The organism is Niveibacterium sp. 24ML, assembly GCF_026586805.1.
Classification (GTDB): domain Bacteria; phylum Pseudomonadota; class Gammaproteobacteria; order Burkholderiales; family Rhodocyclaceae; genus Niveibacterium.
In genome coordinates, this window is the sequence record NZ_JAPFHA010000002.1 from 152,901 (window position 1) to 176,817 (window position 23,917).

Below are 23,917 nucleotides of genomic sequence, written 5' to 3' on the forward strand. Positions count from 1 at the left end.
ATTCGCGGCTGGCCGCGCATGCGCGGGGCCTGCTTGATGAATAGACCCTGAGGCGGCCTACCGCAATGCGTGCCTTCGTCGCCCAGCGGGCGGCGACGGGCAAATCAAGGAATGCCGGGCGCCTTGCTGCGCCAAGGAGCGTGCATGACGGGCAGTACACAAGCGATGCTGGGCTGGCTGCGCCACTATCGGCGCGCGGATCTGTCGCACGACTTGGTGGCCAGCGTCACCCTGATCATCTTTCTGGTGCCGCAGGGGCTGGCCTATGCGCTGCTGGCCGGGCAGCCGCCCCAGGCGGGCTTGTACGCGAGCATCGCACCGGCTATCTGCTACGCCCTGTTCGGCAGCAGTGCCGCCTTGTCGGTGGGCCCGGCGGCGCTGCCTGCCCTGATGACGGCGGCGGTCATTGCCGGCATGGCGCAACTCGCACCCGCCCAGTACGCCGCGGTGGCGGCTGCGCTGGCGTTGTATTCGGGCCTCTTGCGCGTGGCGCTGGGCAGCCTGCGCTTCGGCTTCATTGCCAACTTTCTGTCGTCTTCGGTGGTGGGGGGCTTTGTCTGTGGCTCGGCGGTGCTGATCCTGCTGACCCAGATCCCCAACTTGCTGGGGGTGCCAAGTCATGGCGCCAGCGCGGTGGCGATCGTAGAGGGCATCTGGGCTGCGCGGCACGGCATCGACTGGGCGGCGCCGGCGGTTTCCGCTGGCACGCTGCTGGCGCTGTTGGCCTGCCGGAAGTGGTTGCGCGCGCTCTTGCGCCGTATCGGGCTGGGGGAAACGCCGGCCGATCTGCTGGCCAAGGCGGCGCCGATTCTGGTGATGGTGCTGGCGGCGGTAGCCGTGTCGCTGGGGGCGCTGCCCTTGCGTCTGGTCGGGCAACTGCCCGCCGGAGCGCCGCCACTGGCCTGGCCGCCGGTGGCGTGGAGCGCGCTGCTGCCCATGCTGCCGGCGATTGGCGCGATTGCGCTGATTGGCTTCATCGACAGTTACTCGATTGCGCAGATGCTGGCCTTCAAGCGCCGTGAAAATGTGGACGCCAACCGCGAACTGATCGCGCTCGGAGTGGCGAACGTGGCGGCCGGGGTTACCGGCGGCTTCCCGGTTTCGGCCAGCTTCAGCCGATCCGCCGCGAACGAACTGGCCGGCGCGCGCACCCAACTGGCGGGCCTGCTGGCGGCGGTGTGGATGCTGCTGGTGTTGCTGGCTGCGTCCGGCGTGTTTGCCAAACTGCCGCTCGCGGCGCTGGCTGCGACGATTGTGGTGGCGGTGATTCCGCTCGTTGATCTTTCCTTGCTGCGCCTTGCCTGGCGCTACGAACGCGCCGACGCCTGGATCTTCATTGCCACCGGCCTGGGCGTGCTGGCACTTGGTGTGGTGGATGCGGTGATGCTCGGCGTGACGCTATCGCTGGCCTTGTTCGTGTGGCGCACAAGCCAGCCACATGTGGCCGAACTGGGGCGGGTGGCCGGCAGCGAGCACTATCGCAACCGCCTGCGCTACACGGTGCAAATGCAGCCCGGCGTACTCGCCTTGCGGGTGGACGAAAGCCTGTACTTCGCCAATTTCCGCTTCGTGTTCGGCAGCATCGTCGGCGTGCTGCGCGAACGGCCGGACACCCGCAGCGTGCTGCTGGTGCTCTCGGCGGTGAATGCAATCGACGTGTCGGCACTGCAAGGCCTGCGTGATCTGAACCACGGCCTCGCCGCCCAGGGCGTGAGCCTGCACCTGGCCGAGGTCAAGGGCCCGGTGATGGACCGCCTGCGCCACAGCGGCTTTCTCGATGAACTCAGCGGTGCGGTGCATCTGTCCACCCACGCCGCAATGCTGGCGCTGCGTGGGGGCGATGCGGCGGACTTCGTGATCTGAAAGCGGCTGGGCTACTGGCTGAGCGTTGATCCGCTGACTTTGGGCGCGCCAAGCCCGAGGTAGAAAATGCCCGGGTAGCCGGCAGTTTCGAAGCCGGCGCTGGGGTTCTGGCTGAGTACCGAGTCTGTGATCGAGAGCGTGCCGCTGCGGTCGTTGCTGACGAAGAAGATGGCGCCGCCGCCTTCGTTGGCGGTGTTGTTGGCGATGCGGGTACCGCACAGTGCCAGATCGAAGGTGTTGCCGTCGTTGTAGATGGCGCCGCCGCTGCCGCCGCCTGGCGTGCCGCTGCGGGCCGGGTTGGCGCCGTTGCCGATGGCCTTGTTGTGGCTGAAGAGGCTGTTGATGACGGAGTAGGACACCCCGATCGACGAGAGCCCGCCGCCGTTCGAGCACATATTGCCCAGCCCGTCGGCGCCGCCGAAGGTGCTGTTGACCACGTACAGCGGTTTGTTCTGCGACTGGCTGAAGGCGCGCACCGCCGCGCCGCCGACGTCGGGCCCGGTGGCGTCGCACTGGTTGCGGAAGAAGCGCGTGTTCACCAGCTTGAGTCGCCCGCCACGCGCCCAGATGGCGCCGCCGCCGTCGTAAGGGGTGAGGCCGCTGGCGTTGCCGTCGATGAAGCTGATGTTCTGCACCGACACCTGCGGGTGATCCTGATCCTGGCAGTGCGGCGTGGTCCAGACCAGATCCGGGTCGCAGGTGTTCATGTAGAGGATGCGCGATTTGCCGCCGCCGCTGAGCGTGACCTTGTTGCCGCCGTCGATGACGATCTTCGGCCCGGTGTTGTTGAAGATACGCGCCGGCTGCGTCATCGTGATCGTGACCGGATCGGCCCCGCAGTTGAAGCTGATCACGCCGCCCTTGGCCACCGCGGCCACCACAGCGGCCCCGGTGCAACTGGCCGGTGTGCCGTCGCCGATGACCTGGGTGGGCTTGGACGCATCTTCTGCGGCGGCTTCAGCGGGCACGGCGCACGCGCCCGCCGGGTTACCGGCCGCGGGGTAGGTGTCGTTCCACACCACCGCGCCGCCGCTGCCGGTGCTGCCACCACCGCTGCCACTGTCGGTGCTACCGCCACCGCCACCGCTGGGCGGGTCGCCGATGACGGGCGGCTGTGTTTCGCCGCCACCGCCGCCACAGGCGGCAAGCAAGAGGGCAAGGGTCAGGATTGATGTACGCATGGCGATCCCCGGGATTTATGCCGGCAGCTTAACCCTTGGGGTGCTGGCGCTGGCTCAGGGCGCCGGCCCGGCGGCATCCGCGGGCTGCCCGACGGCGTGCGGATCGGCCAGGTGGCCAGCGTCGCGGCCGGCATAGTGGCTTTGCTTGCGGGCGTACATGCGTTGGTCCGCCACGCGCTGCAGCGATTCGGGCGGCGTTTCGGCGCTCGAAGCGTGGCCCACGCTGAAACTGACCGGCAGCCGCAGTGGCCCCGCGGGTGTTGGCACTTCGCAGGTGGCGGCCTGTTGCCGCTCTTCGAGCCGGTTGGCCAGTTGCGCGCAGGCCTCTGGCGAGCCATCGGCCACCAGCACGGCGAACTCGTCTCCGCCGATGCGGCAGATCGTGTCGCTCTGGCGCAGCGTGCCGGTGATCAGCGTGACGGCGGCCCGGATCAGGGCGTCGCCGGCTTCGTGCCCGTGCGCATCGTTGGTGGTCTTGAGGCCGTTGACGTCGATCGAGATCAGGCCGAATTGGCGCGTGTCGCCGCCGGCCTGCCGCGCGCTGATCTGCTCGAGCACCTGATCGAAGTAGCGGCGGTTGAAGGCCCCGGTCAGCGAATCGGTCAGCGCGATGTGTTCGAGTTCGTCTTGCAGGCGGCGGTTGGCGGCCATCGCGGAAAGCTGGCGTCCGAACAGCTCCACGATCTCGCGCTCGTGCGGGTCAAGCACCGCCGGCCACACCAGCAATTGCCCCAGCGCCATGCGGCGCGGGCCGGTAAGGGGAAGGGCAATCGTGTCAAGGGCCCACAAGCGTGCAAGATCGGGCGCCTTGCCTGCTTCGCCCGCGTGGCGTTCGAGCTCGCCGGACAGCGCTGCGGGCATGCCGCGCGTGATGGCAACCGTGCCCTCGGTGCCGGCCAGCAGCACCGCAAAGCCGCGCCCCGGGTACAGCGTGGCAAGGCGGGCAAGCGAATTGCCGACGTTCTGCACCGGGTCTTCGTCGCTTTGCAGTTCGATGCTGATCTCCAGCAGGGCGCGGAAGACGTCGCTGTTGCGCTGGATGATCTGCAGTGTTTGCTGCAACTCTTGCGTGCGGGTCTCCACCTTTTGTTCGAGCGACTGATTCAGCGCCGCCAGTTCGCTTTTCACGCGGCCGTAGTGGATGTGGTAGCGGCAGCGGGTGAGCAGTTCGATGCGCGAGACCGGCTTGACCAGGTAATCGTTGGCGCCGAGCGCGAAGCCTTCGTGTATGTCTTGCGCTTGCTCGCGCGCCGTGAGGAACAGGATGGAGGTGGCGGCAAAGCGCGGGTTCTCGCGCACCCGGCGGCACACCTCGAAGCCGGACATCTTGGGCATCATCACATCGAGCAGCAGCAGGTCGACCGGGCCGTGGGCTTCGAGCTGCTCAAGCGCTTCGGCGCCGCTGCTGGCGCGGCGCAGGGTGTAGGGCTCGTTGTAAAAATAGTTGGTGAGGATCTCGAGGTTGATCGCTTCGTCGTCAACGATCAGCACGCTGGCCTGGTGGCGGGGCAGGGTGCCGCTGTCGGGCGGCGGTGCGGCGTCAGCGTCTTCCTCGATGTAGGCCGTGGTCGCCGCGGGCAGGCGCTGGCGCACGGTGGCCGGGTCCATCGGGATCTGGCCTTCGGCCGCGCGCAGCGTGAGCGTGAAGGTGGAGCCGCCTTCGGGCGGGCATTCCAGATCAAGCGTGCCGCCGTGGAGCTCCACCAGCTGGCGCGAGATCGACAGCCCCAGCCCGGTGCCGGCATGGCCCCGCGTGAGCGAGTTTTCCACCTGTGCGAAGGGGTCGAAGATCTGCGCCCGCTTGTCTGCCGGGATGCCGATGCCGGTATCGGCCACCGACAGCGAGAGCCGATCGCCCTGGCGGGCGGCGCTGACGCGGACGCTGCCTTCGGGCGTGAACTTGAGCGCGTTGCCGATCAGGTTGTGCAGCACCTGCTGCAGGCGGTACTCGTCGGCCCAGGCGGGCGGCAGGTCGGTGGGGACGGCGTTCACCAGCGCCAGCCCGGCACGCCGCGCGGCGGCCTCGTGCAGCGACAAGACGATATCGACCAGGCTTGAGAGCTCGACCGGCCGCAGGTCGAGCGTCAGCGCCCGGTTCTTGATCTTGGAAAAATCGAGGATGTCGTTGACCAGGGATTCGAGCCGTTTGCCGCTTTGCTCGATCAGGCGCACGTTGCGGAAGACCTTGGGCGAAAGATCGCCGGCGGCGCCGTCAAGCAGCGATGAGGCAATGCCGATGATGCCGTGCAGCGGCGTGCGCAATTCGTGCGAGGTATTGGCGAGGAAGTCATCCTTGAGCTTGTCGGCCCGCTGCAGTTGCTCGTTGGCGCTGCGCAGCTCGCCAAGCTGGCGGGAAATGTGGCGCCCCATTTCACGCAGCGTGTCAGAGACGCGATTGAATTCGTCGAAGCTGCGGCGTGCGGCGGTGGCGGTGTAGCGGCCCTCGGCGTAGTCCTGCGCAAGGGCTTCGAGTTCGCGCAGCGGTCTGCCCAGGCGCCGGCCCAGGGCGGTGACGGCGAAGGCCAGCGTGCCCATGGCGAGCAGCAGCAGGATGGAGAGGAACATCACCGTTCGGCGCAGGTTGGCAAAGCGCACGCTGTTCGGCTCTGACACGCTCACGGTGATCGGCGGCAGCTTGCCCGCTGCGGTTTCGCCCTCGGCCCTGGCCTGCGCGCGTTGCACGTCTTCGTCGGCCGCCGGCTTGGTGTCGTCGCCGAAACTCAGTGCCACGGTTTGCGCCTTGCCAAGGTAGCGGGACGCCGTGGCCTGCAGGCCATCGAGCGGCACCATGGCGACCATGATGCCCTCAAGCGCACTGTCGCGCGTGTAGCGGTTGAGGAAGAGCGGCGTCACCATCACCAGCAGGCGCTTGTCGGGCGCCGCGCCGGCCAGGCCCTGCGCGCGCCGCAGCTGGTCGGCCAGGCGCGCATCGGTGACGCGAAGCCAGAATCCGTTGCCCTGATAGCGGCGCGGTTCGGGCATGGCGGCCTTGATCCGGGCGATCAGGGGCGCCAGATCGGCGATGCCGGCCGGTTCCGGCACCACGTCGATCAGCTCGTAATCACGGTCGAGCAGGAAGTTCGCCGCAACGATGGGTGACTGGCGGATGAAATCGTCGGCAATCAACGTGGCGCGGCTGCCGAAGAAGGGGCTGTTGATCGAGAGCGCGAGATCCTTCTCCTGGCTGGTATCCACGAAGCGCGACGCGGCGAAGTTGAGCTGGTGGCGGATCTCGGTGGCCAGCCGCTCGGCGTTGAGGCGAAGTTCGGTCACCGCGCTGTCGCGTGTGCTGGAAAACACGTGCCAGATGTAGGGTATCGATACCAGCAGCACCGGCACCAGCGCCGCGGCGAGGATGAACACCATGAAGGTGGAGCGGAAACTTCGAAGCATCGTCTGAAGGCCTGGGGTCGGTCTGTCGGAGGGGGCCTCAGTAATCGGCGCGCCGCTGTGCGCGGTCGGCGTGCTGCTGCATGATCCGCGCCGCTTCGGTGGCCGTGACCCGCCCCTGGTACATCGACGAAAAGCCCTTGGCCATGCCCTCCCAGGCGAATGCCATGCCGCGGTCGTTGGGCATTGCGCGCGCCTGCTTGAGCTGGTTGAGCGAGGCCTTCAGGTTGTCATCGGCTCGCGCGAGCACGTCGCGGTAGACGTTGGCGTTCACCGGCAGATGGCTGGTTTCGTTGAACCAGCGGCGTTGCACCGGCTCACTTTGCATGTAGCGGATGAACTTGAGCAGGGCGTCGCGTTTGGGCCCCTTGAGCGACTGGCCGGGAAAGACCAGCACATAGCCCGAGTACATCGGCACCAGGTTCTTGCCCCCGTCAAGCTGCGGCAGGGTGGCAACACCGAGTTTGTCGCCCAGTGCGTCGCGCAGTTCGCGCATGGCCCAATCGCCGTTGATCGAGTAGGCAAATTCGCCCGCAGCGAAGCGGTCTAGCGCGCAATCGTTGCGGCATTCCTTCAGGGTGAGCCCGCCGCTGGCAAGGCCGAAGTAGGTGGTGAGCGCTTTTGCCATGGCGGGTGTATCGAGCGTGACCGCGCCCTTGGCGTCGACCGGCCACCCGCCGTAGGCGCCGTAGAAGGGCACCAGCCAGAACATCTCGCCAAACTGCATGCCTAGCGCGCGGATGTTGCGCGCCTGCAACTGGCGCGCCTGCGCCGCCATCTCGGCCCACGTGCGGGCCGGTTTGCTGACGAGCGAACGGTTGTAATACAGCATCAAGTGGTTGCCCCAGAACAGCGGGGCGCCGAGGTTGCGCCCCTCGAACAGGCCCGAACTGGCGGCATTGGGCACTAGCGTGCCGTCCTTGCCCGCTGCGGGCACCACGGAATATTTGAGTTCTTTGTCGAGCGCAAGAAAGTCCGCGGGGACCAGCGCAACGTCGGGCAAGTCGCCGTCGGTGGCATGCCGCAGCAGCGAGCTGCGAAGATCGGCCTGGTTGAGCCAGTTGGTCTCTATCTTGATGCCCGCGCTCTTGGTAAAGCCGGCCGCAACGTCGGCCAGTAGCTCGCCGTTCTGTTGCGAATTCCAGAAAACCAACGTCTGCGCGGCACCCAGCGGCAGGGCGCAAAGCAGTGCCAGCAGGCCAGCAAGGGCGTGCGTCAATGGGCGGCAATTGGCGCGGTTCGAGGGCATTGTGACTCCGTGTCGATCTTTCGGGGGGGCGTCCGGCGCAGGCAAGCATTGCGCGCGGCGCAGCACTCACGGTAAACGACTTTGGCGAGCGAAACTTCAGCGTTCAGGCACGGGGGCTTGCGCGCGGTCAAACGCGCCGGGCCCTGCGGCACGCAATCGCGTTGCGATGGCTCAGTCAGTGGGCGCGGGCGCTCGCGTAAAGTGCCGTGCTCCCCTTCCATAAAACATACCGACCATGATTACCTCTCCCCCGCATTTGTCTTTGCCCTTTCCCCAGTTGCTCACGCGCATCCAGAATGAAGCCACTGTGCTTGATGAGCAGATCATCAAGATCGACCACTTCCTGAATCACCGCATCGAGCCTTCGTTCATGACGGCCATGGGGCGCGAAATCGCGGCCCGCCTTGCGGTGTACAAGCCTGATCTGGTTCTGACGGCCGAGGCCAGCGGCATTGCGCCGGGCCTGGTGGCGGCGATCGCGCTGGACGTTCCGCTGGTGTACGCGAAGAAGTACGCGCCGATGATTGAACCGCCAGCGTATTCGCGGATTGTGCCTTCGCCCACCAAAGGCGGCGAGACGCGGCTGGTCATCGGCAAGCGCTACCTCTGGGCGGGCGCTCGCGTGGTGATTGTTGACGACATCCTCTCGAACGGCCGTACCTCGCAGGCGCTGATCGAGATGGTTCGCGAAGCGCAGGCCGAAGTGTTCGCGGCGGCGTTCATCATGGAAAAGCGCTTCAAGAATGGCCGCGAGATGATCGAAGCGCTCGACGTGCCGGTGGCGACACTGGCTCAGGTGGCGCGAATCGAAGCCGGCAAGGTGATCATGGCCGGCCAGTAAGTCGCCCGGCCGAGGACTGCGCTGGGTGCGGCACACCCCGGGCGCGCGGCCGATGCCACCGCGCCGCCCGGCGTGCGCGGTGGCATCGGCATGTTTGCCGCGCGCGGCCTCTCAGGTGCGCAGCGCGCGCAGCTCCTTGTTCATGAAGCGCACGCGCATTGCCAGCACGCACGCGATGCCCTCGAAGATGTGCGCGGCGGCCTCGCTCTGACTATCGGCCAGTTCATTGAAGCGGTGGCGGGCAAGGACGAAGCAGCTCACCTCATCGAGCGCGGTGGCATCGGCTGCGCGGCGCGAGGGATCGAGAAAGCCCATTTCGCCAATGAAATCGCCGCGGCCGAAGGTGCCGATATGCCAGTGATCCTTGCCTTGCAACGGCAGCACCACGCGCACCGTGCCTTTACGGATGAACACCAGCTCGTCTTCCGGCCCGCCCAGGTTCAGCACCTTGGTGCCGGCTGCATACTGCCGCGTTTCAATGATCGGCGCGATGCGCGTCAGGCTGCCCGGCTTCCAGCCGAGCAGGCCCTCAAGGTCTTCGAGTTCGAGCGGCGCCGGGTCAGCGGGAATCAGCCCCGGTTCGGTGCTCAGCATCTGGTGCTCGATCCACTCCAACGCCTGGTCAAGGTCGCGGAAGGCCAGCGCCTTCTCTGATTCGCGCACCAGGCCCACTTCCTTCAGATAGCGCTTCATCTTCAGGCCGCTGGGCAGGCCGCGCGGGATCTCGGTGAAGATCAGGTAGGCGCCGGCGGCTTCCAGCCGTTCCTTGATCTGTTCCAGCGCGTGCGTGGCGGTCAGGTCGAGCGATTGCACCCGGCGCAGATTCAGGATCACGTAGGTCCGCTGGCCGATCTCTGGCTCCAGTGCCTGGTAGAGCTGGTTCGCGGTGCCGAAGAACAGCGCGCCCTGCAGCTCTACGATCACCGTCTTGCTGCCGTTGCGCAGCAGCACCTGCAGCTCGATCTCGTGCCGCACCACGCGCGAGAACATCTCGCCGCCTTCGAGCTTGCGGCGCAGCACCGTGCTGCGCGTCTGTTCGCGCAAGAACAGCACCACCGCCAGCACGATGCCAGCGCCCGACGCGGCCACCAGGTTAAACACCAGCGCCACGGCAATCACGGTCAGGATCACCAGGAAGTCGAAGCGGGTGGATCGGGTGCGGAAGAACTCCAGGCTGTGCCAGTCGATCATCCGGTAGCCCACTACCAGCAGGATCGCGCCCAGCGCTGCAATGGGCACCCATGCCACCAGGGAAGAAAGCAGCAGGAAGGCCAGCAGGGCGAAGAGGCCCTCGATCGTGCCCGAGCGCCGCGTCTGCGCACCGCTCGACACATTCACCAGCGAAGCGCCCATCGTCCCCGCGCCCGGGATGCCGCCGATCAGCGCCGAACCCATGTTGCCGAGGCCCTGGCCGATCATCTCGCGGTCCGGGTTGTGGTGGGACGCGGTCATCGCATCGAGCACCACGCAGGTCTTCAAGGTGTCGATCGAAAGCAGCGCTGCGAGCGATAGCGCGGGCATGAATACCTGCGCCAATAGGGCAGGGTTCCAGTCGCCCAAGGCGTGCGCCTGCCGCAGCAGGGTCTCAAGCAACTGGCCCTCGCCGGCGCTCAGCGGCCCTACGACCAGCGGATTGCCCTGGGTTTGCCACAGCGCCGGGTTGGCAAAGCCCAGGGCCAGATAGGCCAGCACGCCGCCGATCAGCGCGATGATCGCCGCCGGCACCGCGCGGATCAGACGCGGCGCCCCCGCCATGACGGCGATCACGATGGCGCCGACCAGCAGGCTTTCCCAATGCCAGCCGCCGGGGTCAAACAAGGCCTGCCAGAGGCCCTGTTCCTTGTCGGCACCCAGCACGCGCGGCAGTTGCCCGGCAATGATCGTGATGCCCACCGCAGTCAGGTAGCCGCTGACCACCGGGTAGGGGATGAAGCGGATCAGCCTGCCGATGCCCGACAAGCCAAAGCCAATCTGCAGCGCGCCCGCCAGCAAGCCGATCAGCACCAGCATCAGGATCACCGTTTCCGGCGGCACGCCCTGGCGGTTCAGGTCGATCGTCAGCGCCGCCAGCAAGGCCGCGGCGGGCGCGCATGGCGCGGTGATCAGGCGGTCGGTGCCGCCGAAGGTGGATGCAATCAGCCCCAGCGCGGTCGCGCCAAGAATGCCGGCCATCGCGCCCTGCGGGCCGAAGCCAGGCCCCAGCGGCGAAAAGATCGTCACGCCAAACGCAATTGCAGACGGCAGCGCCACCAGCATCGCCGCCAGCCCACCCCACAGATCGCCGGCCCACGCTCTTCGTGCGTTGTTCGTTTCCATGTTCAGTGCCCCGCGTTGTCGACGCTCATCTCCGGCGGCCGCCCGGTGTCGCCCCGCGCCCTGCACCGGCACAGTCGCGAGCACACGTGCAGCCCGGTGTCAGCATAGGCCCGGCAGCCGGCCTTCAGCGGCAGATTGGCGAATGCAGTGCAAGGGGGATTTGCTTGGGCTCAATAGCCCGCTTGATTCGCTGGGCGGCAGGCCGGTGTGCTCGGCCTCGCAGGGCAGCTCTTTTTGTGCGGGCTTGGGTCGATCTGAGGTATCCGGCCAACGCCAAGAGCAGGGCGTGGGGTCTGACGATTGATTGACGGCCGCAGCGCTGCGGGACACACTCGCGCCGGTTTCGAGTCCTCAATTGCGACCCTCCTGCGCACCCCCGGGGCGCGCGGCGCTCACCCTTTCCGGAGGATAGGCCTTGGGAAAACACAGTCCGATCGCAGAAGCACCGCGCTACATGCAGCAGTTTCAATGCACCGGCTCGGCTTGCCCCGAGAACTGTTGCACCGGTTGGAAGGTGTCGATCGACAAGTCCAGCTACCAGCTGTACCGCGATGTGCGCCGGGAGCCGCTGGCCGGTTTGTTTCGCGAGGGGCTTGAGCGCTTGCCGGGAGGGGGCACATACGCCTATGCGCAGATCCGGCTGCGCGAGGATGGCAGCTGTCCGTTTCTCGATGAGCGGCGCCTGTGCCGCATCCATGGCGAATTGGGCGAGCAGGCCTTGTCGACCACCTGCAGTCAGTATCCGCGCGTGTTCGGGCTCGATGGCCAGGACCACCAGTTGCACGCAACGCTGAGTTGCCCGGAGGCCGCGCGACTCGCCCTCACCGATCCGGGCGGGCTGGACCCGGTATCGCTGCAACTGCCCTTCCCCAACCCTCAGCGGGTGCCGCTGAGCATCGTGCGTGCAGCGCCCAACGAGACCGAGCCGGACCCGGTGAGCAAGCATGCCCGGCTGATCGGCCAGGTGATCCAGGCGCTGGTGCGCATGCCCGCGCTGAGCGCAGCGCAGTCGCTGGTGCAGGCAGGCTTGATGCTGCGGCATATCGCGCGCATCGAAACGCGCGGCCCTTCAGGCGAGCAGGCGCTGGCGCAGGTGATCGAGCACTACATGGCGCCCCAAACGCTGGCTCAGGTGCCGGCGCTGCTGGCGGGGCTTGAGGTGTCGCGTGAGACCCAGTTGTCGATGCTCTTCGAAACGACCCGGCGATACCTGGCCGCACACAGCGGGCGCCCCTCGTTCCAGGCCCTGATCCAGGATGTGCAGGACGGTCTGCAAGTGGAGCAGGATCCCGACGGGGTGCTTGCTCGCCTCGAAGCGGCACTGCGTGAGCGCTGGATGCCGCTGGAATCCGCCCAGCCGCAGCTCCTGAAAAACTACCTTCTGAACGACCTTGCCAAGTCGCTGTTCCCGCGCAACGGCATCGCCGGGCTGGAGCGTGAGTTCATGGATCTGGCCATGCGCTTCGCACTGATCAAGTTCTTCCTGCTCGGCCTCGCGGCAAAGCGCGGCGCAGCGTTCGGAGCGGACGATGTGGTGCGGGTGGTGTACGTCGTGGTGCGCAACATCGAGCACAACGCGAGTTTCATGGCATCGGTGATGAGCGACCTCGAAGCCCGCGATGCGCTGCGTCTGGAGGTGCTGGCGACGCTGGTGCTGTGAGCCCGGCCGGGCTTATGGCGTGGCGCCATCGGTGGCACTGAGCGGTTCGCTCCTGCGCTTTGCGAGCTTGACGCGCCGAGGTGTTTCGGCGCCCACCATCGTCGAGTACGAACTCCAGGAACCGTCTTCGATAGCTTCCACATCCGGGTCCGCACTGAGTGCAGCACGATGTAGCGCACCAGTTCCAGCAAGTGCGCAACGCGCTCCACCAAAGTTGCCTTGAAGCGCCCATGAAACACATGCCCCATCCGGCGATGCGCCCGGTTGAACCGTTCGCGCACTTCCCGCAACACCTGCGCCACATCCGGCGGTCGTTGTCACTCAGAACGATGTCCTCGCGGTCGTCGCCGCGGGACGTCACGTGATACAGCGCACCGGAGAATTCGAGTCGGATGGGGCGGGCCATGCATTCATCGCAGCATCAAGATGAGTGAATGCACGACCTGTCCCCGTTGCTACGCCCCGCGCATCAACTGTCCGTTTGGGGCCAAGGAAAGTCGTATCGGCCGATGTAGTGGGATGCCTTCAGATACGCGAGATCCGTCTCCCAATCCGAAATCGCGGCGGCATACCGATGCCGGCCGGCTCGCTTCTTGTGGCGTGCAAATGCAGCGATCGATTGAGCCATCTTCTGGAGGCGAACAGCAGATCGTGCCGTTCCCCACTCGTCGAAGTACTGCTGCGAGTTGATTCCCGGGAGATCGTTTGCGTAGGCAGAATCGAGCAGCCCATGGCGCCGGTTTGCCTCCAGCCCCGCCTTTCCGACCCTGTAGCCCAGCCAGCCCAACATCCCGTGCTTGTACGGGAAGTGGCTTTCATCAAGTTGTCCGTTTCCTCCTGGCGCTTCGGTGCTTGGCCACGGGAAGTAGTAGTACTCCTGCGCCACCTCCAGCAGACGCTGCGCAACTTCGGCGCGAAGTTGCAAAGCCGCCGGTTTGGTTCGAATGTTCAGTTCCAGGAGCAGTTGAGCGAGAACGGACAGGTTCGCTCCATTCTGCTCAAACTTGCATCTCAAGGACGCAACGCTCTCGCGCAAGTAAGGACGTGTAGCTAACAAGGTGCTCATGGTTTCTCCCCTCAGTCGTGGCTGGCAGAAGCGGGTTTCAGCGGATCAAGGACGCCGGATTCTTGAGAACCGATGCCCCACCGTGACGGTCGCCCCGGTGTCTGCGGCCTCAATCAGGTAGCAGTCGAAAAACTCTCGCATACGACGGACCGGCTCGCGGCCAAGGGCGCGCTCCATTTGTCGCCGGCTCCGCTTGGAGAAGAATCTGCGGATTCCGCCATGGCCGTCATGGACGGCCTCACCGTAGTCAAGCAGCCAGCATTCGATGAGGGGCGGAACGCCCCGTTGCTGGGCGCGAATCCTTGCGTGTTCGGTTTGCATATCCGTCTCCTGTCGGGTGTCGTGCAGTCATTCTGCCGAGAGGCGGACTCGTGCAAAAGCCCCGCCAAGTAAGCCTGTACGAGGCTTCGACAGACTGCTTACGCGCGTGGCGCGCGGTGACGCGCGCGCGTTACGCGCGCGAATCGCCATCAGGATCTGCGCTGGCGATTTTTTTACACGTTGTGACATTTTTTTGCCCAGCGGAAGCCCAACGCCTTCATTCCGGCGGGGTAGCTCGGCCGGTTCGCTGGGGGGCTTCGTCACACTTGCCTCGGCGCAGGCATCCTCTGGCGCCCAGACGGTGATGCACAGGTGCAAGAGGGGGCTTCCCTGCCGTGCCCTGAACCGGGCATCACACAGTGTGCGTGGGCGCTAGACCAGGTCCCCGCCACCGCGATTTGCAAACTTATGTGGAATCCGGGCGCCCGCTCAACTCAAATCAAGCGCCAGCCACACCGCGGTTCGGATAATCCGCCACTGCTGATCTCCAACCGATCGCTGTCCTGATCGGATTCGATTGAACATGGTCGCAAACGGGCGCTGCAACTTCGCGATCCCGTTTTATGCGCGGTGCGACTGCGTTCATGGGAACGAGATTCGAATGTGGCGCTGCACGTTTGCGCGGCGCTGAAAGCTGGTGTCACCGCCTTCATGCGTTGGGGCGGCAAATTGACCGGCCTGGTCACCGCGAACAGGCAAACCGCATCAAGGAAAAGAAAATGCTGCAACTTCGTCGTACTCACGCAGTGCCTGTTCTGTTCTCGCTTGTTCTTGCCGCTTGCGGCGGCGGCGGGGACTCGACGGCACCCACGCCGACTCCGACCCCCACACCGACCCCGACCCCGACTCCCACCAACCCCGCCACCGGGATTGATGCGGTCGATACGATCAACCCCGCAATCAAGCAGACCGTGCTGGGCACATGGTCCATCGGCTTCAAGCGCGACGCCGAAGAGTCAAAGTCCGGGCTCATGGCGGTGCTGCCGGATGGCCGCTTCTACGTGGTTCATCGTAGCGTCCCGAACGGCGCCTATGACACCGTTGGTACAGGGGCCTATACGGACGCCGGCAGTGCTTTCACCTCTGGCGATTACTACCGTGCGGTCAATGGCGGAGCCCCGATCGGCGGCACGATCAGTGCCTCGTTTGACCCGGTCTATTCGCAGCTCATGGGCACGGCCTCGATGTCGGGCACTGACGGTACTAACGTGATTCAGTACGTTGAAACCTTCGGTGGTCTGGTGGACCCGGATTACAAGGATGCTGGGGCCGCTGTGCTGGGTGATCTGGCGGGCACCTGGTCGGCCGAAACCTTCTTCGGTGGTAAGGCGTCGGATATTTCCATCAAGATCACCACTGGCCCGGATGTTGAGGCAATCGAAGGCTCGCTTGCTGATGGCTGCACCTTCACCGGCTGGGCCAAGCCGTTCAAGTATGGCTACGGCGTTGAGCGCGCCGTCATCAGCTTCGATGCGACGAAGTGCGCAGCCACCAAGACGGTTGTGGCGGGCGCCACCTACCGCGGTGCGCTGTTCTTCCGCAAGGGGGGTGACGGTGTTGGGCGCGCGATCATCGGTGTCATGACGGATGACCGTCACGGCTTTGTGGCACAGATCGTTCGGTAAGTCTTTCCAAGAATAAGGAAGTCCGGCTGAGTGCGGACTTCTGCTTCTTGAATACCACCAAGACACCGCCCCACCGGGCGGTGTCTTGGTGTTTGGCCGGCATACCCCGGGGTCACGCATATCGCGGGTCTCCCCGGGGTCGGGTCTTGCATTCACACATTCGTCCTCCCATCAGTTTCTGAACTACAGAGCAGTGGCCGTTCGTTCGATGTGATGTTTGGCTCGCGCGAGTTGGGCAAGCAAGAAAACGGGCGATGCTTGGGGGCTTTCTTCCATGGCGGCGTCGAGCGCTGCATGAAGCGCTAAACTCCCGCCCTCCCGCGTCATCCGCGCCAACTCGCCGTCCCAATGCCCCCGCTGCAACTGATTGACCTCACCCTCTCCGCCGACCGCCCGCGCCTGCGCCGTGCCTTGCGCGAACTGCCCAAGCGTGCGAACACGCTCGCCGATCTGCCGGAGGCGCTGCGGACGAAGTTCGAGGCTTCGATTGCGGAACGTGCGAAGCGCCGCGCGAACCTGCCGAAGCCAAGCTTCCCGGAAGAGCTGCCCGTCAGTGGCCGGCGTGCGGAGATCGCGGAGGCGATCCGCTCGCATCAGGTGGTGATCGTTTGCGGCGAGACGGGTTCGGGCAAGACGACGCAGTTGCCGAAGATCTGCCTGGAGTTGGGGCGGGGCGAGGCGGGGCTGATCGGCCATACGCAGCCGCGGCGCCTCGCCGCTCGCGCAACGGCCACCCGCATCGCGGAGGAATTGCAGAGCGAGCTGGGTACGACGGTCGGCTTCAAGGTGCGCTTCACCGACCACACGAAGCGCGAGAGCTACATCAAGCTGATGACCGACGGCATCCTGCTCGCCGAGACGCAGGGTGATCCGCTGCTCGCTGCCTACGACACGCTGATCATCGACGAGGCGCACGAGCGCAGCCTCAACATCGACTTCCTGCTCGGCTTCCTGAAGCAACTGCTGCCCAAGCGACCGGACCTGAAGGTGATCGTCACCTCGGCAACGCTGGACGCCGAGCGCTTCGCGAACCACTTCGCACACAACGGCAAGCCGGCGCCGGTGATCGAGGTGTCGGGCCGGCTCTACCCGATCGAAGTGCGCTACCGCCCGATTGAGGATGAGGACGCGGCCGAAAAGCCGCCGGTGCGCGCGGGCGTCCGCGTCGCAGAGTCAAAGAACCGCAATCAGAACAAAGACCTGTACGAAGCAATCTGCGACGCAGTGAGCGAGCTGCAGCGCGAGGGGCCGGGCGATGTGCTGGTCTTCCTGCCCGGCGAGCGCGAGATCCGTGAGGCGGCCGAGGCGCTGAGGAAAAACCACCCGCCGGGTGCCGAGATCCTGCCGCTGTTCGCGCGCCAGACCGCCGCCGAGCAAGCGCGGGTGTTTTCGCGCTCGAACGGGCGCCGCGTGGTGCTCTCGACCAACGTGGCTGAAACTTCGCTGACGGTGCCGGGCATCCGCTACGTGGTCGACTCGGGCCTCGCGCGGATGAACCGCTACAGCCACCGCAACAAGGTCGAGCTGCTGCAGATCGAGAAGATCGCGCAGTCCGCCGCCAAGCAGCGCGCGGGCCGTTGCGGCCGGGTTCAGAACGGCATCTGCATCCGCCTCTACGACGAGGAGGATTTCAACCGCCGGCTCGCGCATACCGAGCCTGAGATCCTGCGATCGTCGCTCGCCGGCGTGATCCTGCGCATGAAGTCGCTGCGGCTCGGCGCGGTGGAGGAATTCCCCTTTCTGGAAGCGCCGCTGCCGCGGATGATCGCCGACGGATACCAGCTCTTGAATGAGCTGGGTGCGACGGATGACGCGAACAACCTCACCGCCATCGGCCGCGAGCTGGCCAAGCTGCCGCTGGACCCGAAGATCGGCCGCATGATCCTCGCCGCGCGTGATCGCGCAGCGCTGAGCGAGGTGCTGATCATCGCCGCCGCGCTGTCGGTGCAGGATCCACGTGAACGCCCGCAGGAGCAGAGCGGCACCGCCGATCAGGCGCATGCGAAGTTCCGCTCGGCGCCGGATTCCAAGGACGAACCGAAGAGCGAGTTCCTGTGGTTCGTGAATGCCTGGAAGGCCTTCGATCACGTGTGGAAACACGAGTCGTCGAGCAAGCAGAAAGCCTGGTGCAAGCAGCACTTCCTGAACTGGATGCGGATGCGCGAGTGGCGCGACATCCACGGCCAGCTGCACTCGCTGTGCGCCGAACACGGCTGGAAGGAAAGCGAGCTGCCAGCCAGCTACGAGGCGGTCCACAAGGCGCTGCTGACCGGCCTGCTGGGCCACATCGGCTGCCGCGTTGAAGATGCCTCCGGGCCGGCAGCGGGTTCCTACCTGGGCGCGCGCGCGATCAAGTTCTGGCCGCATCCGGGCTCGTATCTGAAGAAGACCGTTGGCAAGTGGCTGATGGCTGCCGAGCTGATCGACACCTCGCGGCTCTACGCCCGCTGCATCGCGAAGATCGAGCCGGAGTGGGTGGAAGAAGTGGGTGCGCACCTGATCAAGCGCAGCGTCTACGAGCCGCACTGGGAGAAGAAGTTTGGCGCCGTGCGCGCGTGGGAGCGCGGTGTGCTGCATGGCATCACGCTCTACCCGCGGCGCGCGGTGGGCTATGCCGACGTCGATCCGAAGCTGTGCCGGGAGCTGTTGATCCGCGAGGGGTTGGTGCAGGGCGATGTCGACGAGGCCGCCCTGCGGCAGATGGGCTTCCTCACGCACAACCAGCGCCTGATGGCCGAGATCGAACGGCTGGAACACAAAACCCGCCGCCCCGATGTGCTGGTGGACGACGAGCTGATCTACGCCTTCTACGATGCGCAGATCCCGGAGAACGTCACCGACCTGCGCAGCTTCGAGGCGTGGCGGAAGACGGCCGAGCGCGGCAACGCCAAGGGCCTGTTCCTGGTGCGTGAGCAGCTGATGCGGCACGAGGCCGAGGGGGCATCGAGCGAGCGCTTCCCTGCAAGCTTTGAAGTGCTGGGCCAGAAGCTCAAGCTCACTTACCTGCACGAGCCGAACGACGCCGAAGATGGCGTCACGCTGACGGTGCCGCTGGCGATGCTCAACCAGATTCCGCTCGCACGCTGCGAATGGCTGGTGCCCGGCCTGCTGGAAGAGAAGGTGACGGCGCTGCTCAAGACGGTGCCGCAGAAGCATCGCCACCGCCTGCAGCCGATCGGGCAGAGCAGCAAGGCCTTCATCGAACAAGTGGAGGCGGGCGAGGTGAACCGCGAAGACGGGCTGATGCGCGCGCTGCAGAAGTTCGTCGAAGATCGAGTGTCGCTGAAGCTGCCGCTGGAGAGCTTTCGCGCCGAGAACCTCAATCCGCACTGTTTCATGAACTTCCGCGTCATCGACGAGCACGGCCGCGTGCTGGGCATGTCACGCAACCTGCCGGAGCTGCGCACGCGGCTCAAGGATCAGGTGCAGGCCGCCTTCAAGGCGGCGCAGGTGCCCGGTTCGATGGGCGCGCAACTCGCGGCGCTGAAGGTGGCGGGCAAGCCGGGCGCAGCCGCTTCGACTGAGGCGCCCGCCGAGTCGGCGCCGCGCGGCATGGCTGCAAAACCGGGTGGCGCCACGCAGAAGGCGGAGGCCCCAGCCAAAGAGTCGGCAACTCAGCCGGCACAGCTCACCGGCCTCACCAGCTGGAGCTTTGGCGAGTTGCCCGAGCTGCTCGAAGTGAAGGTCGCAGGCCGCATGGTCATCGGCTTTCCGGCCCTGCACGACGATGGCGAATCGGTCAGCCTCACGGCGGTCGATACCGAGGAAGAGGCCGCCCGCGTGCATCGCAAGGGCCTCGCACGCCTCTTCGCGCTGACGCTGAAGGACCAGGTCAAGGCGGTCGAGAAGCTGCCCGGCCTGCGCGAACTCGCATTGCAATTCATCCCCTTCGGCACCGAGGCGGAACTCAAGGCGCAGCTCGTCGCCGCCACGCTGGAACGCACCTGCCTGATGGAACCGCTGCCCACCAATGCGGACGCCTTCGCGCAACGCGCGCAGGACGCCAAGTCGCGCATCTCGCTGGTGGCGCAGGAGCTGATGCGCCTCGCGGGTGCGCTGGTCGTCGAGCATGCCTCGCTGACCAAGCGCTTCCTGACGCTCAAGGGCCAGCCCGATACGCTCGCCGACCTCCAGCAGCAGCTCGCCAAACTGATGCCGAAGAACTTCCTGCTCGCGTACCCCTTCGAAAAGCTCACCCACTTCGGGCGCTACCTCAAGGCCATGGGCGTGCGCATCGACAAGCTGCGCACCAACCCCGCGCGCGACCTGCAGCTCCTGGCTGAATGGAAGTCGCTCGCGCAGCCCTTCGAGCGCGAATGGCTCGCCAAGGCCAAGGCAGGTGTGATCGACCCGCAGCTCGAAGAATTCCGCTGGCTGCTCGAAGAGCTGCGCGTCGGCCTCTTCGCGCAGGAGCTCAAGACGCCGATGCCGGTCAGCGTGAAGCGGCTGCAGAAGATCTGGCAGAGCCGGCCGCAATGAGGCCGGCCACAGTGAGGCCGGCCGAAATGGAAGCGCTGTCGGCTCAGTTTGAGCTGTTGCCGGCTTCGCATGAGGATGCCGAGGCGCTGGTTGAGATCCGGATCGCGGCCATGCGCGAGAGCCTGGAGCGGATCGGGCGATTCGATCCGCAACGCGCGCGCGATCGTTTCCTTGCGGGCTTCGATCCAGCGCAGACGCGCAAGATCATGGTGGCAGCTCAATGGCTGGGCTTCATCTCGCTGCGCGTGAGCGACGACATGCTGACGCTTGAGCATCTGTATCTGGTGCCGCAGGCGCAGGGCCGGGGTACCGGCAGTGCCGTGATGGCCTGGGTGATCGCGCAATCCGAAGCCTTGCAGCGGCCGCTGCGGGTTGGCGCGTTGCGCGAGAGCGCTTCAAACCGTTTCTATCTGAAACATGGTTTCAAGCGCGTCGGCGAGTCCGAATGGGACATTTACTACCAACGCGACCCTGCGGCACCCGAGTGAGTTGTGCCCGCGAATGACCGGCTGCGCGGGCGCCGTGATGCTGCGTTGTCCGCCGGCCCATACGAAAACCGAACCGCCAATCAATACGATGAAGCCTCTTCGCATTCACCACGCTGCGATCATCTGCAGCGATTACGTGCGGTCAAAACGTTTCTACACCGAAGTGCTGGGCTTGGAGGTGGTGGCGGAAACTTACCGTGCCGCGCGCGAATCCTGGAAGCTGGATCTGGCCTTGCCGGACGGCGCGCAGATCGAGTTGTTTTCCTTCCCCGATGCGCCGACGCGGCCGTCGTGGCCTGAGGCGCAGGGCCTTCGCCACCTGGCGCTGGTGGTCGATGATCTGGATTGCAGTGTGGCCAGGCTTGTCGCGCAGGGCATTGCGGTGGAGCCGGTGCGGCTGGATGAACTGACAGGCGCGCGCTTCACCTTCTTCGCAGATCCGGACGGCTTGCCGCTGGAACTGGTGGAAACCCGGGCCGGCTAGGGGCGCTGCCGGCATGCTGCGCCGCTGGTCGTGTTCAGAGGCGGATCCGCAGTTCCCCTGCCGCATCGCGGAAGAGTGGTGCGTCGCCAAAGCGGGTGCGTGTGGCTCCGGGCGCTTCGCCGCCATCGGGGCGGCGCGGCGGGGTGATCTGCAGCGACGCCGGGTCGATGGTATGTCCGTGGCGGGCCGCAATCGCAGCCAGCGCCACAATGCGCAGGCCATCGGCATCGGCGGCAGCGCGCAGTTCGGCCAGCATGGCCGCGTCGGCACGCGCGATGCGAAGAAAGCTGCTGAGGGCTTCGGTACTCATCGGGCGACTCCCGTGTTGGACGGTGACTCCATGCAAGTCTAGCCCCGCTGCGGGCGTGCGAGTATGAAGATTCATGTGCGCCGGGTTGGCCTTGCCGGTGGAGCATGCCCGCACGATGGAGTGCGGGAGCCGGGGGGCTGAGTGGGCTGCGCTCAGCCTTGGCTGGCGAGCGCGCTTGCGAGGTGGTCAAACACGATGCGCATGCGTGGCGTGTCGCGCAGTTCGCGATGGGCGGTCAGCCAGACGGGCAGGGCCGGCAACGCGAATTCGGCCAGCACTTGACGCAGGCGCGGGTGCTGCGCCGCAACCTGCTGCATCGAGATGCCAACCCCCATCCCTGCCCGCACCGCTTCCCAGGCGACGATCTGGTTATCGCAACGGAAGGCGAAGAAGTGGCGGTCGATCACGATGCCGGCTGCGCGAAACCCGTCAATCAACTGGTTTGACTGGTCGTAGCCAACCCACTGATGCACGGCCAGATTTGCCGGCGTGAGCGGCGGCCGGGTGGCGAGATAGTCTTCGCTGGCGTAGAAGCCCAAGGCGTAGTCCGCGACATGGCGGGTGATCAGGCTGCCTTGCTCGGGCCGCACCATTCGGATCGCGATGTCTGCCTCGCGTGCGAGCAGGTTGTCGATCCGGTTCGATGCCACCAGTTCGATCTCGATTTCCGGGTGGGTGCGCCGCAGTTGCGCGAGCATGGGCGGCAGCACGTAGGCGCACATCATCTCGCTGGCCGTCATGCGAACGGTGCCCGCCAGGGTTTGTGACTGCCCCGCGGCCGCCAGCGCCTGCGCGGCGGCCTGCATGCGTCGCGCGGGCTCGACAAGCGCATCGCCTGCGGCGGTGGGGTGCAGGCCCCGGGCGGTGCGCTCGAACAGCGCTGATCCGGTTTGAGCCTCCAGCGCGGCGATCTGGCGTGACAGGGTGGGCTGGCTGATCGCAAGCATCTCGGCCGCGCGCGTGAGCGAACCGGCATCCACCACGGCCAGGAAGGCGCGGATCAGGCCCCAGTCAGGCTGCGGTGCGGCCGGTGTTGAGCTATGCATTATTGAAATCGAGCGTTTCAGGTTTGCGCATTCTTTCGTATTGGTGACTCGCGCACAATGGCCTCAAGCAAACAGGCTTTGGCGGAGGCGATCATGAAATCAACGGTTCTGGTTCTTGGTGCGAACGGGCGGATCGGCGGTGCGCTGGTCGGCGCCTTCAGCGCAGCGGGCTGGGCGGTGCGTGCTCAAGTGCGGCGGCCGCCGCCCGAGCCCATGCCTGCAGGCGTCAGCATCGTTACATGCGATGCGTTGGACGCTGCGGCGATCGCGCAGGCGGCCCAGGGCGCCGACGTGATTGTTCACGCACTGAACCCCGACTACACGAAATGGGATGCCCTGGTGCCGCCGCTGACCGCCAGCGTGCTGGCGGCCGCGCGGGCGAGCGGCGCGCTGCTGATGCTGCCAGGCAATGTGTACAACTTCGGCAGTGAGTTGCCGCCCGTGCTGAGCGAATCGACCCCGGAGGTGGGCAACACGCCCAAGGCGCGCGTCCGGATTGAACTGGAAAAGCAGCTGCGGGATGCGGCCCGCGATGGCGTGCGTAGCGTGGTGATCCGTGCCGGTGATTTCTTCGGCGCGGGGAGCGGCTCATGGTTCGATCTGGTGATCGCGAAGGATCTGCGCCGCGGCAGGATCGTGCTGCCGGGGCCTGACGACGTGGCGCATGCGTGGGCTTACCTGCCGGATCTGGCGCGGGTGTTTGTTGCGGTGGCCGAGCAGCGTGCGCGGCTGGCGCGGTGTGCGACGCTGCACTACGCCGGCCTGACGCTGACGGGGGTTGAACTGGCCGCGGCCTTCGAGCGCGTGTGCGGTCGGCCGCTTGAGCGGCGCCAACTTCCCTGGTGGCTGCTCCGCTTGGGCGCGCCCTTCGTGCCGATGCTGGGCGCGCTGTGCGAGATGCGCTACCTGTGGCGTCGCCCGCATCGCCTGGACGACACCCGGCTGCGCGCGCTGATCGGGGATCTGCCTGTGACGGGGCTGGATGCGGCGCTGCGATCGGCGCTGGGTCTGCTGGCCGACCCGCCCGCGTTGGGCGGTCCGGCCGTATCGCAGGCAGGCTGAGCCGCGCGGCTACTGCTGGTTGGACGAAGGCGGTGTTTCGACGTCTGGCGAAGCCTTGCTGTCGGGCGTGGCGGTGTTGCGTTTGGCCGCCTGATTGACCGATGCGTTCAGTGCTGCATTGACGACTGCGCTGCAGTCTTCGCCGCCGGCCTTTTCGCAGGCCTCAAGCAGCTTTTGCCTCTGCGCCGAGGTGACCGGTGGCGGCGCCGCAGTTGACTTGGCCGGGGCGATGGCGGGCTCCGGTTCTTTGAGTGCAGGCAAGGGCTTGGGCTTGTAGGCCGGAATCGTCGAGACCTCCGCCGTAACCTTCTCAGCCTTTACGCCCGCAGGCGGCTGATTGCCGTACTGCCAGCGGCCGTTCTCGTCACGCCACTTGAATACGGCGTCGGCGGCGCTGGCAGCATTGGCCGCAAATGCCAGCGGGATCAGCAAGACGAGCAGGCGCATACGGAAATTCATGGTTCAGGTCCTCCTGGCGATGGCGGCAGTCTAGCGCTTTGGGGGCGGCACCAGAAACGGATCGTGCTGGTCCGCGA

The 23,917-nt window shown here is 66.0% G+C and carries 17 protein-coding genes; 8 read left to right on the forward strand and 9 right to left on the reverse strand.

Features of this window, described 5'->3' with window-relative positions; genetic code table 11:
* Positions 1-144: 144 nt before the first annotated feature.
* Positions 145-1,863, forward strand: a complete 1,719-nt coding sequence (locus OPU71_RS02355; RefSeq protein WP_267724635.1) for a SulP family inorganic anion transporter — start codon at positions 145-147, stop codon at positions 1,861-1,863.
* Positions 1,864-1,874: 11 nt separating this feature from the next.
* On the opposite strand, the gene OPU71_RS02360 is transcribed toward OPU71_RS02355, so the two are convergent.
* The 3 genes from OPU71_RS02360 to OPU71_RS02370 are packed head-to-tail and all read right to left on the reverse strand — an operon-like array spanning position 1,875 to position 7,683.
* Positions 1,875-3,044, reverse strand: coding sequence for a hypothetical protein (locus tag OPU71_RS02360; protein ID WP_267724636.1), 1,170 nt, complete (start codon positions 3,042-3,044; stop codon positions 1,875-1,877).
* A gap of 54 nt (positions 3,045-3,098) precedes the next feature.
* Positions 3,099-6,437: a diguanylate cyclase gene (locus tag OPU71_RS02365; RefSeq protein WP_267724637.1), complete on the reverse strand. Its 3,339-nt coding sequence runs from the start codon at positions 6,435-6,437 to the stop codon at positions 3,099-3,101.
* 37 nt (positions 6,438-6,474) lie between these two features.
* A complete protein-coding gene (locus OPU71_RS02370) occupies positions 6,475-7,683 on the reverse strand; it encodes a sugar ABC transporter substrate-binding protein (RefSeq protein WP_267724638.1) in 1,209 nt (402 codons plus the stop codon).
* Positions 7,684-7,918: 235 nt separating this feature from the next.
* Here OPU71_RS02370 and OPU71_RS02375 point away from each other — a divergent pair, with 235 nt between their 5' ends.
* Positions 7,919-8,524: a phosphoribosyltransferase family protein gene (locus tag OPU71_RS02375; RefSeq protein WP_267724640.1), complete on the forward strand. Its 606-nt coding sequence runs from the start codon at positions 7,919-7,921 to the stop codon at positions 8,522-8,524.
* A gap of 111 nt (positions 8,525-8,635) precedes the next feature.
* Here the strand turns inward: OPU71_RS02375 and OPU71_RS02380 are convergent, their stop codons facing one another.
* Positions 8,636-10,840, reverse strand: a complete 2,205-nt coding sequence (locus OPU71_RS02380; protein ID WP_267724641.1) for an SLC26A/SulP transporter family protein — start codon at positions 10,838-10,840, stop codon at positions 8,636-8,638.
* Between the two features lie 415 nt (positions 10,841-11,255).
* Between OPU71_RS02380 and fliB the strand changes: the two genes are divergently transcribed.
* On the forward strand, positions 11,256-12,500 hold the full coding sequence (fliB, locus tag OPU71_RS02385) for a flagellin lysine-N-methylase (RefSeq protein ID WP_267724642.1): 1,245 nt from the start codon (positions 11,256-11,258) through the stop codon (positions 12,498-12,500).
* A 469-nt stretch (positions 12,501-12,969) separates the two neighbouring features.
* On the opposite strand, the gene OPU71_RS02390 is transcribed toward fliB, so the two are convergent.
* Positions 12,970-13,566, reverse strand: a complete 597-nt coding sequence (locus tag OPU71_RS02390) for a hypothetical protein (RefSeq protein ID WP_267724644.1) — start codon at positions 13,564-13,566, stop codon at positions 12,970-12,972.
* Positions 13,567-13,611: 45 nt separating this feature from the next.
* Positions 13,612-13,887 carry a hypothetical protein gene (locus OPU71_RS02395; RefSeq protein WP_267724645.1) on the reverse strand — a complete coding sequence of 92 codons (276 nt, stop codon included), beginning with the start codon at positions 13,885-13,887 and terminating at the stop codon, positions 13,612-13,614.
* A gap of 719 nt (positions 13,888-14,606) precedes the next feature.
* Between OPU71_RS02395 and OPU71_RS02400 the strand changes: the two genes are divergently transcribed.
* From OPU71_RS02400 to OPU71_RS02415, 4 genes are all read left to right on the forward strand, one after another.
* On the forward strand, positions 14,607-15,512 hold the full coding sequence (locus tag OPU71_RS02400; RefSeq protein ID WP_267724647.1) for a hypothetical protein: 906 nt from the start codon (positions 14,607-14,609) through the stop codon (positions 15,510-15,512).
* Between the two features lie 348 nt (positions 15,513-15,860).
* Positions 15,861-19,991: an ATP-dependent RNA helicase HrpA gene (gene hrpA, locus OPU71_RS02405; protein WP_267724648.1), complete on the forward strand. Its 4,131-nt coding sequence runs from the start codon at positions 15,861-15,863 to the stop codon at positions 19,989-19,991.
* Between the two features lie 26 nt (positions 19,992-20,017).
* The gene (locus tag OPU71_RS02410; RefSeq protein WP_267724650.1) at positions 20,018-20,479 is read left to right on the forward strand and encodes a GNAT family N-acetyltransferase; all 462 of its coding nucleotides are present in this window, start codon (positions 20,018-20,020) and stop codon (positions 20,477-20,479) included.
* A gap of 88 nt (positions 20,480-20,567) precedes the next feature.
* On the forward strand, positions 20,568-20,963 hold the full coding sequence (locus OPU71_RS02415; protein ID WP_267724651.1) for a VOC family protein: 396 nt from the start codon (positions 20,568-20,570) through the stop codon (positions 20,961-20,963).
* 34 nt (positions 20,964-20,997) lie between these two features.
* On the opposite strand, the gene OPU71_RS02420 is transcribed toward OPU71_RS02415, so the two are convergent.
* Complete coding sequence (locus OPU71_RS02420; protein WP_267724652.1) at positions 20,998-21,273, reverse strand: hypothetical protein; 276 nt, start codon at positions 21,271-21,273, stop codon at positions 20,998-21,000.
* Positions 21,274-21,425: 152 nt separating this feature from the next.
* The gene (locus tag OPU71_RS02425; protein WP_267724653.1) at positions 21,426-22,319 is read right to left on the reverse strand and encodes a LysR family transcriptional regulator; all 894 of its coding nucleotides are present in this window, start codon (positions 22,317-22,319) and stop codon (positions 21,426-21,428) included.
* A gap of 93 nt (positions 22,320-22,412) precedes the next feature.
* Here OPU71_RS02425 and OPU71_RS02430 point away from each other — a divergent pair, with 93 nt between their 5' ends.
* Complete coding sequence (locus tag OPU71_RS02430; RefSeq protein WP_267724654.1) at positions 22,413-23,381, forward strand: NAD-dependent epimerase/dehydratase family protein; 969 nt, start codon at positions 22,413-22,415, stop codon at positions 23,379-23,381.
* A gap of 9 nt (positions 23,382-23,390) precedes the next feature.
* Here OPU71_RS02430 and OPU71_RS02435 read toward each other — a convergent pair whose 3' ends face one another.
* Entirely contained in the window at positions 23,391-23,840 is a 450-nt protein-coding gene (locus OPU71_RS02435) for a DUF4124 domain-containing protein (RefSeq protein WP_267724655.1), read from the reverse strand.
* Positions 23,841-23,917 lie beyond the last annotated feature (77 nt).

Bases quoted from the DNA above. Each gene is read 5' to 3' on its own strand.
- OPU71_RS02355 (WP_267724635.1), top strand. From the start codon at position 145: ATGACGGGCAGTACACAAGCGATGCTGGGCTGGCTGCGCCACTATCGG.
- OPU71_RS02360 (WP_267724636.1), bottom strand. From the start codon at position 3,044: ATGCGTACATCAATCCTGACCCTTGCCCTCTTGCTTGCCGCCTGTGGC.
- OPU71_RS02365 (WP_267724637.1), bottom strand. From the start codon at position 6,437: ATGCTTCGAAGTTTCCGCTCCACCTTCATGGTGTTCATCCTCGCCGCG.
- OPU71_RS02370 (WP_267724638.1), bottom strand. From the start codon at position 7,683: ATGCCCTCGAACCGCGCCAATTGCCGCCCATTGACGCACGCCCTTGCT.
- OPU71_RS02375 (WP_267724640.1), top strand. From the start codon at position 7,919: ATGATTACCTCTCCCCCGCATTTGTCTTTGCCCTTTCCCCAGTTGCTC.
- OPU71_RS02380 (WP_267724641.1), bottom strand. From the start codon at position 10,840: ATGGAAACGAACAACGCACGAAGAGCGTGGGCCGGCGATCTGTGGGGT.
- OPU71_RS02390 (WP_267724644.1), bottom strand. From the start codon at position 13,566: ATGAGCACCTTGTTAGCTACACGTCCTTACTTGCGCGAGAGCGTTGCG.
- OPU71_RS02395 (WP_267724645.1), bottom strand. From the start codon at position 13,887: ATGCAAACCGAACACGCAAGGATTCGCGCCCAGCAACGGGGCGTTCCG.
- OPU71_RS02400 (WP_267724647.1), top strand. From the start codon at position 14,607: ATGCTGCAACTTCGTCGTACTCACGCAGTGCCTGTTCTGTTCTCGCTT.
- hrpA (WP_267724648.1), top strand. From the start codon at position 15,861: ATGCCCCCGCTGCAACTGATTGACCTCACCCTCTCCGCCGACCGCCCG.
- OPU71_RS02410 (WP_267724650.1), top strand. From the start codon at position 20,018: ATGGAAGCGCTGTCGGCTCAGTTTGAGCTGTTGCCGGCTTCGCATGAG.
- OPU71_RS02415 (WP_267724651.1), top strand. From the start codon at position 20,568: ATGAAGCCTCTTCGCATTCACCACGCTGCGATCATCTGCAGCGATTAC.
- OPU71_RS02420 (WP_267724652.1), bottom strand. From the start codon at position 21,273: ATGAGTACCGAAGCCCTCAGCAGCTTTCTTCGCATCGCGCGTGCCGAC.
- OPU71_RS02425 (WP_267724653.1), bottom strand. From the start codon at position 22,319: ATGCATAGCTCAACACCGGCCGCACCGCAGCCTGACTGGGGCCTGATC.
- OPU71_RS02430 (WP_267724654.1), top strand. From the start codon at position 22,413: ATGAAATCAACGGTTCTGGTTCTTGGTGCGAACGGGCGGATCGGCGGT.
- OPU71_RS02435 (WP_267724655.1), bottom strand. From the start codon at position 23,840: ATGAATTTCCGTATGCGCCTGCTCGTCTTGCTGATCCCGCTGGCATTT.